This window comes from Gelidibacter maritimus (genome assembly GCF_014062315.1).
Taxonomy (GTDB): domain Bacteria; phylum Bacteroidota; class Bacteroidia; order Flavobacteriales; family Flavobacteriaceae; genus Gelidibacter; species Gelidibacter maritimus.
In genome coordinates this window covers 46,889-59,917 of record NZ_JACGLT010000004.1, presented here as the reverse complement: position 1 = coordinate 59,917, position 13,029 = coordinate 46,889, and the positions used below count along the sequence as shown (strand labels likewise).

Genomic DNA, 13,029 nt, shown 5'->3' with positions numbered 1-13,029 from the left:
TGCTATCGTATTTAATATTTATTATTTATTCTTATCCTATATTAAGATATACAGCATAAAAGCATGAATTTTTTGAATTCATATTTTCGAATACATACGTACTATGGCCTACTTATTACGGGTTAAGTTCTGGTGCAGGATAAAAGTTTATTTTCAAAGCTTCCAATCTCGACTTATGCAGACTTAAACGTTTGGAAAATTCTTTAAAATCATCGTGGGACTCCGACCAGCCAATTTCCGCAACCGCCATCAAACGTGGCCACAATCGGTTGTCCAACATGGCATCCGAAATTACCAACTCCGTCCATACGGGTGCTTCTACGCCAATGATTTGGTCCGCCTTATCATTGAAATTGTAAACATCTTCCAATGATACACCAGATTTTTGACACCAGTTATTGGTTTTTTCCTGTCCTGCTACATTGGCATGGTCAAAGTAAAAGCTTGTGCAAATAGATTCAATTACCTTTGACCTTTTTAATGGTGTGGTTTTGCCATTCCATCTCTGAACTATCAATTCTTGGCTGACATCAGCTTTAGAAACTTCCTCCCAACCTATTGGGATTTTACCATAACTTCTTACCATAGAATCTGCCTTTACTACAAAGTCTTCATAGAGGTCGTCATTTATTTCATCGCCACCTATATGTACCCAAGGGCCAACAGTCATTTCCGACACTTCTCTTAAAACCTCGGCCACGAAGCTATAAGTCTCAGGATCTTTGAGACACAATTTGCTCCATCCCACTTTGTAGCCATCAAATAATTCTGGTGGTGTAGCCATTTTCGGATTAAGGTTACTCAAGTCTTCACAATTAAGCTCCGGATAAGCCACCAACGCAGCATAGATATGACCGGGCAGATCAATCTCCGGAATTATAACAACATGCCGTTCTGCTGCATAATCTTGCAGCTCCTTATAATCTTCTATGGACAAAAAGCCCGATTTACCATCTTTTACTGCACTTTTACCAGCGATTTCTGTAAGAAGTGGTTTGCTTTTTAATTCAATTCGCCAACCTTGATCATCCGTTAAATGGAGATGTAAACGATTCAACTTATAGAGTGCCATTCTGTCGATATGCCGTTTTAAATATTCCATACCGAAAAAACTACGGGCAAGATCTATCATATTTCCGCGCCAACTGTACTTTGGAAAATCCTCCACATGAAGTTGAGGCAATACCAAAGGTTTCGAATCTATTGTCGTGCTTTTCAGATTGGCTGGCAAAAGTTGCGTTAAACTCTGTATGGCATAAAATAGCCCAACCTCTTCCGCTGCTTTAATCGTTACACCGTGCTTATCGATATCCAAAGAATATCCCTCTTCACCCAACTGGCCACTCAAAGCAGGATCTTGGACTAATTTAAAGTTTGCTCTTTTAGACTTGGCCTGAATGGTGCTTTGGAGGCTGGCATCCTGAAGTAATTTACTGAGCCATTGACCTGCTATTTCTGCAGATCCTGAAAAAGAGATGGTGTTTTGTTTTGGTATTTGATAAACACCATTGTGGCGCACCAACACTTGTGGTTTTGGAATAATAGCTACAGTTTCACTAGTTAAGGATGCTTGAACAGGCTTTTTTGTAGAAGAACATCCAAAACTTGAAATTCCGACAATTAAAACGATTAGAGTTTGAAAATAACGTATCATAGAGGTGCGAATTAAGAACGATATGTGACAATAGATTAAGTATTCTGTGTATGCCTATTTTGTAAATGTCTAACAGGATTAAGACCACTGATTAATATCAAGAGATTTTTAATTTTGAAAAGTCCTGACTTTTTATTGCTGATAACACGGGAGTAATTTAGTAGGATTTTACGACAATTTGTGACTTTGTTATCAATTATTTTACTATTAAAAATTAGAATTATATTTTAAATGGCAATAAAGAAGCATCAACCGGCACCTTTTAGCGGTGGTTCAAATAAGGCTGCCTTTAAGTTTATTCAACATTATTTTGAGTCGAAAATAATGTTCAGAGGCTTCTAATAATATTGATAGGGTGGTTAAACTAATGTCCGATTTATATATTAAATTAATCACTATAGGCGATACAAACTCTATAATCAGGATTGTTATCAGGAAGCGGTAACAATGTCGCAGCACGAACAATAAATTGACTGATTCATAGTCATCTCATCTCTACACTTAAACAGCATTCAAAAAAGCTTCTACATCAGTCTAAAAAACTATTGTATTCATTAAACTTATTGATAATCTTCAGGAAATAAGCTGTACATTAAAAACTCGAAAATTCTTGAGAAGATTGAAGTGTCTCTGGGTCCAATCTACACGGTTGTTTTCCTATCCAAACAATTTGGCTTTTATATATCTGGCATTCATTTCAGCAATGCTGTTGATTGATATTTCTGCAGGACATTCCACTTCACAAGCAGCTGTAAAGGTACAACTGCCAAAGTTCTCCAATTCCATTTGAGCCACCATATCCAGCAAACGCGAGTGCTCTTCCGGACGCCCTTGGGGCAATTGGTTCAGGTGATTGATTTTAGCGGACGTAAATAATGCTGCCGAAGCATTCTTACACGCTGCCACACAAGCGCCGCACCCGATGCAAGCGGCAACATCCATAGCACGTTCCGAAATCTCCTTGGAAATTGGGATGGCGTATGCTTCTGGAGCAGTTCCTGTTTTTGCGGTGATATAAGCGCCTTGTTGAATAATACGATCAAAAGCACTCCGATCTACCACCAAATCCTTAACAATGGGAAATGCTTCTGCCCGCCACGGTTCCACAACAATCGTATCGCCATCTTTAAAGCTTCGCATGTGCAATTGACAGGTGGTGATATGCTGATGTGGGCCATGGGCCCTACCGTTTATAAACACACCACACTGCCCACAAATGCCTTCTCGACAATCAGATTCAAAAGCGATGACTTTTTCGTTTATTAAGACCAGCGTTTCATTGAGGTGATCCAAAGCCTCTAAAAATGACATGTCTTCTGTAAGACCATCAACCTCGTAAGTTTTAAAATACCCTTCGACTGCGGCATGCTCTTGTCTCCAAATTTTAAATATGACATTCATAGTAAAATTATTTATAGCTTCTTACTGTGGGCTGCACATATTCAAATTCCAAGAATTCCTTGTGCAATTTAAAATCCCCCTTGTTATATTCCCAAACGGAGACGTAGGCGAAATCGTCGTCATTTCGCAGGGCTTCTCCTTCGTTGGTTTGATATTCTTCCCTAAAATGGGCTCCGCATGATTCGTCGCGCTGTAAAGCATCTGTACACATCAAGATAGCGAGCTCGATAAAATCGGCAAGACGCAAAGCTTTTTCTAACTCCGTATTCATTTCGTTAGCTTGTCCTGTCACTTTTACATTCTTCCAGAATTCTGTTTTGATATTTTTTATTTGGACAATGGCTTTCTCCAAACCTGCCTTGTTACGGCTCATAGCACATTCATGCCACATTACTTTGCCCAATTCACGATGGAAATCATCTACAGTTCTATGACCATAAACCTCCAAAATCTTTTTAATCAAATCACGCACCTCACTCTCAACCTTCATAAACTCTGGATGGTCCGCTCCTGGATGTTTCGCCCCCAACTCACCTGCGAGATAATTATTAATAGTATTTGGTAGAATAAAATAGCCGTCAATACTGGTTTGAAGCAATGAATTGGCGCCAAGACGGTTGGCCCCATGATCAGAGTAATTACATTCGCCTATGGCGTATAAACCAGGAATACTAGTCATTAATTCATAATCAACCCACAGGCCGCCCATTGAGAAATGCGCGGCAGGTGAAATTGTCATGGGTTCGTGGTAGGCATCAATTCCTGTGATCTTTTCATACATATTAAATAAGTTCCCGTACCGCTCTTCAATGGTATCTTTTCCCAACCGCTCAATAGCATGTTTAAAATCCAAATATACAGCGTTCTTTAATTGTCCCACCCCATGTCCTGCATCAATACGCTCTTTAGCTGCGCGTGAAGCAATGTCTCTAGGCGCTAGATTTCCAAAACTTGGATAACGTCGTTCCAGATAATAGTCGCGCTCCTCTTCGGGAATATCCTTTGCTTTCCTACCGTCATCCTTTCTCTTCGGCACCCATATCCGACCATCATTTCGCAACGATTCTGACATCAAGGTCAATTTTGATTGGGCTTTACTGGTTTGGGGGAGCGCCGTAGGATGGATCTGGGTGAAACTAGGTGCAGCAAAATAGGCGCCTTTTTTATGGGCTTTCCAAATTGCACTTCCATTACAACCGACAGCCAATGTTGATAATCTAAAAACTCGGGAGTAACCACCCGTGGCAAGCACCACGGCATCCGCCACAAAACGCTTGATTTCGCCCGTGGCTAGATCTCTAGCAATCACACCTTTCGCTTTCCCTTCAATAAGAACAATATCAAGTACTTCATGCCTGGCTAGCATTTCTACTTTTTTGGCGCGGATCATTTTAGACAATTGAGAATACGCTGCCAAAACCAACTGTTGTCCAGTTTGTCCCCTAGCGTAAAACGTACGTTTTACCTGTACACCACCAAAACTCCTATTCTCTAAAACGCCACCATATTCCCGGGCAAACGGAACGCCTTGTTGCACAAAATGATCAATTAACGGTGCCGAAAGTTCTGCAAGTCTATAGGTGTTTGCCTCACGAGATCTAAAATCGCCTCCCTTTAGGGTATCGTAAAACATTCGCCACACACTATCGCCGTCATGCTGATAGTTTTTTGCCGCATTGATACCTCCTTGAGCCGCCACGGAATGTGCCCGGCGTGCGGAATCCTGATAACAAAAGCATTGCACATTATAACCGAGCTCCGCTAAAGTGGCGGCAGCTCCAGCTCCGGCAAGCCCGGATCCCACTACAATAATATTTAATTTCTTTCGATTGGCTGGATTGATCAAATTGGAGGTCGCCTGATAGTTTTTCCATTTGTCTTCCAATTTCCCTTCAGGTATTTTCGCGTCTAGAGTCATAGAGTTACTATTTGAAATAAACAATTAAAGGAATAATTCCGAAACCGACACTTATGATAATAGCATAGATGAGCGCTACTGAAGCGAGTATTTTAAGTCCTTTTTTGTGATAGAAACCTAAGGTTTTAAAAGCACTTTTGAGGCCATGATGAAGATGAAATCCCAAAGGAATCATCAAAATGACATAAAATAGCATATAATAAATATTGTTGAACAACAGATATGCCACCTCATATACATCGGTATTACCATTGCTATCCACACCTACCTGCTCACCGATTCCCAATTTAACCCTGGCCCAAAAGTTAGCCAAATGGACCACAATAAAAATCAATATAAGCGTTCCCAAAACGGCCATATTCTGAGACGCCCAAGTACTGTATTCACTTTTACGGTTCACAGCATATTTTCCAATGCGGCATTTTCGATTTCTATAAGTTACGATGGCTGAATATATCACATGCAATATAATGGACAGATAAATTAAGTAGGCAATTACCGAGATTATCAAACTTTCTCTTAAGGTTGCTGAATATGAATTGTACAAACCTCTCGCCGTTTCCTCAGGAAGTAACAAGAGTGCATTGGCCGACAAATGAACAAGTAAAAAGATACATAGAAACAAACCTGTCGTAGCAATTACACCTTTTCTAAAAAACATGCTCATAAGTGGAAGTTTTATGCGAATTAGTAGCCATATAAGGCCTGATATATTTCATTTGTAAATCGTTAGATCTGTGTTGGACTTTCTAAAAATAGAAATTTTCATAACAAAATAAAGTGATAAATATCATCTCCTGTCGAAAACACCGATTAGCAGGGCTCTTTTGCGAGAATATTTATTTATTCTTGTGTATTGACATTAGAATCGTTCCAATCCCATAGCACAATGACCCATGGGGTCTGATACAAATCTGTATAAATATGGATTTCCTTGAACCCCACTTTTTTATGGGCATTTCTTGAACGATGGTTGGTCAAGGCGATTTCCGTGATGCAAAAGTCATAGCGATTGGCAAATGTATCTTTATAAAGTTGAAGACACTTTTCAAAAACGCCCTTGCCTCTGTAATTTTTGTGGACACAAACCTGTCCAACAACCATATAATTATATTCGGATACCAATTGACCCTTATAATCGATTTTCTCGAACTCCTCAAACATCGGGAGAATTATAGGAATATCAGACTTTGATTGTTTTGTCATCGCCAGCACATACCCAACAACTTCCTTATCGTCTTTTGCCACAATTTGGGGTTCAATGGCATTTAAGTTTTCAAGCATTTCAAGGCTATGGTCTACCGTCACAAATCCATAGGTCTCAATCTCCTGATCTGATAGATTCTTTTTCAAATTGGCTTTTTGCAAAGTACAAATACCTTTCAAATCGGCCATATTTCTATATGTCGTAGTATAGTTGATCATGTGGGCATGAAAATGTAGATGAATATAACTATATAATTCAAGGATTTTATCGCATCAGGACATAAAAATAATCTTTTGAATTTATAATTTTTTGTAGATACGCTGCCCTCATCGCTTCGATGGTTAAAGGCCTATTGGCATTGTTTAATTATGATCCTCAATTTTATCAGATTTCATTCAAAGATGTAAGATTCGATAATAGATTCTAAAATGCGTTTATACCCACCAGTGGTTTTTAATACGCCAAGGTTACCTCAAATGAAAAGACAATTCGTTACATACCTCGTAGATTACCCATAAAAAAACCAACAGCTCGTAAGTGTTGGTCTTTATAATAAAAACTGTTTAAGTCTTTATTGAATCACAATTTTTTGAGATGTCATAGCACTTCCTTTGGTGATGTTAGCTATATATACACCAGAGGACACACCTGTTAAGTATATAGTTTTAGTAAACTTAGCAGAATCATTATCGAATGTATTATTATATATCAGACGTCCGCTAAGGTCGTAAACATCTATTTTAATAGCATCATTACTATTTACATTAGAATTTAACCTGATTGTAAATTCCCCACTACTTGGATTAGGAAAGATTACAAATTCTTTGACAGAAAAACTCGAAACGTCCAGTTCAACAGGAATACCACCAGTAATAATAAGACTATAGTTTTGCGAGCCATTAGTCAGTGATCCTTTATGATTGATAGTTACGGTATAGGTACCATTCACAATCGGCGTGTCTATTTCAATTTTCTCAAAATTATCTACATCATTTGTAGAATTTCGTGTTGCTGCTGCCGAAGGATTCTCAGCATTTAATTTCCACGGAAAGTAATCTGTACCATCTCTGGTCATTTTCACATCTAAATCATTTACTAAAACAGGGGTTCTGTCATCAAGAAGCTCATCCACTACAACGCCTTCTGGATCTGTCCACGACATTGAAACCATTAAAGGTTCATTCCCTAAGGCTTTTACATAAAATGTTTTAGATTCATTATCGTTGAGGGTAGATTGCTCAATATGAGAACTTACTGTAGTATTAGAAATCGCCTGCGCCGCTTTTTCTCCATTGGCCAAACCCCATCCAAATTTATAGTCAGGACCTAGATAAGGGCCTGCTTCATCTGCAGTGTGGAGCAGTAAGCCTTTTGCCGTAGCGGCTAACATATATTCTGAATTCAAATTATTATAATGCTGTTGCAGCAGCAATAAGAGCCCTGTTGTGGCCGCAGATGCCATTGACGTACCACTTAATCTTTTATAAGCAGAGTTTGATGAGTCTGAAGACGACAACACATTAGTTCCCTGGGTCGAAATATCAGGTTTAATTCGTCCATCATCAGTGGGACCCCAACTACTGAAATTTGCAATTACCACACTTGTCGAATCTGAATAGCTCAGAACTTGATCAACCGCAGCAGTGGTAATAACGTTTTTTGCAATTTTATTTCCAGATAATAAGTCGTAACCGTCTTTAGTTGGATTAATAATCACATAAATATTTCGATCGTTGCCTACGGAAACAACAGGGAGATAATAAGGATATGTATGAGCAATTAAATCAAATTTATAAGACTCATCGGTATATGCTCCAAATTGCCATAAACTCAAATCTTCAGCAAGGTAACCATAAGCATGATTAGAAACCAACAAGCCAAGGCCAGCTTGTTCGGCCATTTCTGCTGCGTCATTATCGGAAGTTCCAGCTATAACACTAGCCTCATAAGCAATACCCCGTCCACTATTTAAGGGTGTACTATTTTCGCCGGAACTCATTATGGTTCCAGCTATATGAGTGGCATGCAGCTCAAAATTACCGTCATTATCAAAATATGATATTCTACCATTTAAATCAAAATGTCTAAAACTAGGAACGCCCTTACCCGCTTCCCAGACACCTGCAACCATATTTTGTCCGTTTAAATTTAAACCTAAGGCGCCATCTGAGTTTAATCTATCAACTCTTATGGTTTGGGCAGAAACACTATTATGGGAAGTATAGTATAATGGCTTGCCATCCAAAGTTATTTCTCTGATAGCCCCGACATCAATGTTTGAACGTTGATGGATGGACAGACTTTTCAAATAGTTTTGAATCCTAATTTGTTTTTCAGCATGCGCTTCTTCAAGGTATCGAATGACTTCTGCCGATTTTCCTCTGTCATAATTTGATGTGATTTTGGCCCTCTCAGCCTGTGTTTGACCCATTAAGAGTGAGGAACTCATAATAAAGAGTCCATAAATGTAAAACTTTAAATTCATAATGTCTGATTTAAAATATGTTAGTGATACGTTTGGCTTCATTTAAGGTTCATAATATCTATCCCTAATTAATGGACAACTCCTCGAAATCATTATTTCAAAATTGGAATAAGGACTGCTTATTTTTATAGCATCGCAGACTATTTAAAATGTCAGCATCAAGGGTCACATTTCTTCATGTTTCTTTATGCGACTTAGATAATTTTCTTTTAGCGAGGCAATATGGAGCACTGAAACTTGAGTCCTTATTTTCGGGCAATAACTCCTACTTACAACCTGCTTAGTACTTTTATTTCCAGATGTTATGATGGCTATATTTGGTCTTTAAGGTTAGTAACTTCCAAATGCCCTATAAATTAAAAGCTAAGCTCATGTTTAAAAATAATCCAATGTCAAATTTCATCACAAACAATAAAGAGATAAGAGCCAGCCTTTGTTCGATTAAGTTTTAACTTTGCGCGAAATAAATTAATACGAATTCATTTCATGACTGACAACGTCCAAAGCCAAAAAAGTAGAGGCTGGATATTAGCGGCTTTAATGATAACCATGGCTTTAGCAGCCATGGACAATACCATTGTAGCTACGGCCATTCCGCAAATTGTGGGCGATTTGGGTGGATTTTCATTATTCAGTTGGTTATTCTCTATTTATCTTCTGATCCAAACTATTACGATTCCCATTTACGGGAAACTCGCCGATATTTACGGACGCAAACCCATCCTTATTTATGGCGTCATTGTATTCCTTTTAGGCTCTGCTGCTTGTGCCGGGGCTTGGGATATGATTAGCTTGATTGTGTTTCGAGGCCTGCAAGCCGTTGGTGCAGGTGCCATTATGGCGACGGTCAATACCATTGCTGCCGACATTTATACACTTGAAGAACGCGCAAAAATCCAGGGTTGGCTTTCCAGTGTTTGGGGCGTTTCGGCGATTATGGGCCCAACCATAGGTGGTGCCTTGGCCGACTATGCCTCTTGGCGTTGGATTTTTCTGATCAATATTCCCGTTGGGATTGGTTCTATTATTATGATCAGCATATTTCTCAAGGAAAACAAACCGATTAAATATGCCAAAATCGATTGGCTTGGTGCTTTGGCGCTATTGGTCACGGGCGGATTTATCATGTTCGGACTGATGCAAGGGGGACAATCTTGGGATTGGATTTCTTATGAGACCCTAATTTTCACCGGAATTGCTGCCGTTTTAGTGTTTATTACCATGAAAATCGAGTCGCGCGCCGAAAGTCCCATCCTACCGAGATGGGTCTGGCGAAAGCGCGTTCTTGTGGGTGCCAATTTGGCTACCATAGGCATGGGCTGTATGACTATGGGACCCAATATGTTCTTACCTGTTTTTGCCCAATCGGTCATTGGCGTTGGGGCGATTATGGCAGGTTTTATTCTGGCGAGTATGAGTATCACCTGGCCAATATCGTCATCATTTTCGGGTAGACTGTATTTACGGATCGGGTTTAGAAACACTGCGCTGTGCGGTATTTCCATTGTGATTATCGCTGTGGCCAGTTTTCTGTTTATGCCTTACCCGGGTGCTGTATGGACGTTGGTGGCTATCCAGCTACTCATGGGTGCCGGATTTGGTTTGATCTCTACGCCTTTGATGGTTGGCGTGCAATCGACCGTAGACTGGGGAAAAAGAGGGGTTGTGACAGGCGCCAGCATGTTTTCGAGATATTTTGGCCAAAGTTTAGGCGCTGCCATTTTTGCCGCTATTTTCAATTCGGTGTTATTTGATAAAATGACTGAGGCTCCAGAAGGTTTGCAAAGCACGCTACCCAAAGTCAATGAGGTTGTAGAGGTATTGCAATCTGCACATTCAGATGATAGCGTTCAGAGCTATCTGCAACATGCATTTTTCGATTCCACACATACGGTCTATATTGGCTTATTGACCGTGGGGCTGCTTACGCTCATTATTTTATTGCTCACTCCGAAACACTTTGGGAAAATTGATTCGTTTTAGATGGCAGATGACAGATGACCGATGACAGGGGACGGAAGTACAAACTGGACACAGAATATAACTTATTTTTCTCCCGCAGATTATGCGGATTTTCGCAGAAGGAACCCTGAAAAAACAGAAAGTTGTCCACATAACTTAGTGGAACTGGGAAATTGATGGACTTGAACTTTAGATGAGAGACGACCGAGGACAGGGGATGGAAGTACAAACTGGACGCAGAATATACTTATTTTTCTCCCGCAGATTACGCGGATTTTCGCAGAAAGAACCTTGAGAAAACAGAAAGTTGTCCACGTAACATAGTGGAGCTGGGAAATTGATGGGCTTGAACTTTAGTTGACAGATGACCGATGACAGGGGACGGAAGTACAGAAAAACTGGACACAGAATATAACTAATTTTCTCCCGCAGATTACGCGGAATTTCGAAGAAAGAACCCTGAGAAAACAGAAAACTGTTCACTTAACATAATGGAACTGGGAAATTGATGGACTTGAACTTTAGATGGCAGATGACCGATGACAGGGGACGGAAATACAGACAAACTGGCCACAGAATGTAAATTATTTCTCTCTCGCAGATTACGCGGATTTTCGCAGAAAGAACCTTGCAAAACAGAAAGTTGTCCACATAACATAGTGGAGCTGGAAAATTGATGGGCTTGAACTTTAGATGACAGATGACAGCTGACGGAGGATGAAAGCCGACCGCCTACTGAAAAACCCTGAACTCTGAACTCTAAACTCATAACTTTACTTCCCCTTCCAGCTAAAACCTCCGAAATAGTGCCTATCTTGCGCCCTCAATTTTCCATATAAAATGGGACGTGGTTCGAAATTCTCCCACGTTAAAAAACTAAGAAAAAATTTATGTCCTCTATAAAACACTCGCTACTGGTATTATTACTGGTCGGATTTCATATTCTTATTATTGCGTCTAGCAATTACTTGGTACAGTTTCCAATCTCTGTTTTCGGTTTCAAGGCCACTTGGGGTGCGTTTACCTTTCCGTTCATCTTTTTGGCCACCGACTTAACCGTACGTTTGTTTGGAGCGCAAATGGGACGCCGAATTGTTTTTTATGCCATGTTTCCAGCCTTGGCCGTTTCCTATTTTATTACCGTTGCTTTTCGCCAAGGGGCTTGGCTGGGAATTGACACCTTACTCAGCTTTGATCTTTTTGTGGCACGAATCGCCATTGCCAGTTTTGCGGCTTATGTGGTGGGGCAGATTTTGGATGTGTTTGTGTTCAATAAACTTCGGCAGCATAAACAATGGTGGCATGCGCCATTGGCTTCCGGGATTTTTGGAAATTTTATGGACACTCTGACATTCTTCTTTATTGCCTTTTACAAAACATCAGACACCTATCTTGCAGAAAATTTGGTCGAAATTGCTACCGTCGATTTTATTTTTAAAATCATCATTAGCGCGCTGTTTTTCCTTCCGCTTTATAAAGTCATTTTAGATCGGGTGACAAAAAAATTAAAGGAAAGGAACCTTTAAGGCTAAATAATAGCTACTCTATTTTCTGCAATACATAAAATACCAGCCCTCCCAAACCGTAACAGACCACATCCCATATATCGCCCGTATAACGCTCATCCTGTTGTGGAAGATAGTACTCAAAAACAACGGAATACAGGACTACCAAACTAAGAATGGTAAAACCATTTAATCGTAAGGTCTTATCCTGTTTAATCAACCAAACTCCGTGCAAGCCTATTGTGGCAATTATTGGAATTGCTAAGAAATCATTGAGATAATGGAAAACCCAAGCCGGACCGGCAATAGAATAGTATTTTGAAGTCTGTACGACAAAAAACACGGTTAATGACAATAACACATAAATATGTAACCGCTTTAAAGGAAGAAGTCGTATCATATAAAAAGCATGGCAATCAACCACGCAATGAACATCCCGATGGCCATTACCACCGCCCAAATTGAATAGAAGATGTAATAAATGCCACGAACAAGAAAAAATCGATGATTTTTCATCCGATCAGAAAAAGACGCCTTCTTTATTGGCTTCGTCTTTAAATCAGGTGCCGATTCATTTGCGGTTGCGCTGTTTTCAGAAGCCAAAGTGGCATCGTCCAACTTTGAAACCGATTTGTTATGTGTGTTATTTATGTTTTCTATCTCCTCTGACATCCCTATAGAATTCAACTTACAAGAATACAAATAATTATTTACGATGCATACCAATTAAGCTATTGTTTAACATTTTATAACAAGAAATTTTGATTACTGAGACACGCGTAAAACCAATGAGCCTATTGTCGTTCTAATTTAAATTTCAAGTCCATTTACGGTCCAATCTGAAGTTCATGTGGGTTAGAATGAAACGATCAAACACCTCAATGCCACCTGACAAGT

At 39.7% G+C, this 13,029-nt stretch carries 10 protein-coding genes and 1 riboswitch; of the genes, 2 read left to right on the top strand and 8 right to left on the bottom strand.

Annotated elements, in window-relative coordinates:
- Window positions 1-115: 115 nt before the first annotated feature.
- From H3Z82_RS06435 to H3Z82_RS06410, 6 genes are all read right to left on the bottom strand, one after another.
- Window positions 116-1,654, bottom strand: coding sequence for a beta-N-acetylhexosaminidase (locus tag H3Z82_RS06435; protein WP_182203853.1), 1,539 nt, complete (start codon window positions 1,652-1,654; stop codon window positions 116-118).
- Between the two features lie 657 nt (window positions 1,655-2,311).
- Window positions 2,312-3,055 (bottom strand): succinate dehydrogenase/fumarate reductase iron-sulfur subunit, encoded by a 744-nt coding sequence (locus H3Z82_RS06430; protein WP_182203850.1) that lies wholly within the window; start codon window positions 3,053-3,055, stop codon window positions 2,312-2,314.
- A 7-nt stretch (window positions 3,056-3,062) separates the two neighbouring features.
- A complete protein-coding gene (locus tag H3Z82_RS06425; protein ID WP_182203847.1) occupies window positions 3,063-4,973 on the bottom strand; it encodes a fumarate reductase/succinate dehydrogenase flavoprotein subunit in 1,911 nt (636 codons plus the stop codon).
- 7 nt (window positions 4,974-4,980) lie between these two features.
- On the bottom strand, window positions 4,981-5,640 hold the full coding sequence (locus H3Z82_RS06420; RefSeq protein ID WP_182203845.1) for a succinate dehydrogenase cytochrome b subunit: 660 nt from the start codon (window positions 5,638-5,640) through the stop codon (window positions 4,981-4,983).
- Between the two features lie 176 nt (window positions 5,641-5,816).
- On the bottom strand, window positions 5,817-6,398 hold the full coding sequence (locus tag H3Z82_RS06415) for a GNAT family N-acetyltransferase (protein ID WP_182203842.1): 582 nt from the start codon (window positions 6,396-6,398) through the stop codon (window positions 5,817-5,819).
- Between the two features lie 353 nt (window positions 6,399-6,751).
- Complete coding sequence (locus tag H3Z82_RS06410) at window positions 6,752-8,665, bottom strand: S8 family serine peptidase (RefSeq protein WP_182203840.1); 1,914 nt, start codon at window positions 8,663-8,665, stop codon at window positions 6,752-6,754.
- 486 nt (window positions 8,666-9,151) lie between these two features.
- Here H3Z82_RS06410 and H3Z82_RS06405 point away from each other — a divergent pair, with 486 nt between their 5' ends.
- Both H3Z82_RS06405 and H3Z82_RS06400 read left to right on the top strand, forming a co-directional pair.
- A complete protein-coding gene (locus H3Z82_RS06405; RefSeq protein ID WP_182203838.1) occupies window positions 9,152-10,648 on the top strand; it encodes an MDR family MFS transporter in 1,497 nt (498 codons plus the stop codon).
- A gap of 820 nt (window positions 10,649-11,468) precedes the next feature.
- A riboswitch (PreQ1 riboswitch) is annotated at window positions 11,469-11,513 on the top strand.
- A 4-nt stretch (window positions 11,514-11,517) separates the two neighbouring features.
- Entirely contained in the window at window positions 11,518-12,153 is a 636-nt protein-coding gene (locus H3Z82_RS06400; protein ID WP_182203836.1) for a 7-cyano-7-deazaguanine/7-aminomethyl-7-deazaguanine transporter, read from the top strand.
- A gap of 13 nt (window positions 12,154-12,166) precedes the next feature.
- Here H3Z82_RS06400 and H3Z82_RS06395 read toward each other — a convergent pair whose 3' ends face one another.
- Complete coding sequence (locus H3Z82_RS06395; protein WP_182203833.1) at window positions 12,167-12,532, bottom strand: hypothetical protein; 366 nt, start codon at window positions 12,530-12,532, stop codon at window positions 12,167-12,169.
- On the bottom strand, window positions 12,529-12,804 hold the full coding sequence (locus H3Z82_RS06390; protein WP_182203831.1) for a hypothetical protein: 276 nt from the start codon (window positions 12,802-12,804) through the stop codon (window positions 12,529-12,531). Before H3Z82_RS06390 ends, H3Z82_RS06395 begins: the two co-directional genes overlap by 4 nt.
- Window positions 12,805-13,029 lie beyond the last annotated feature (225 nt).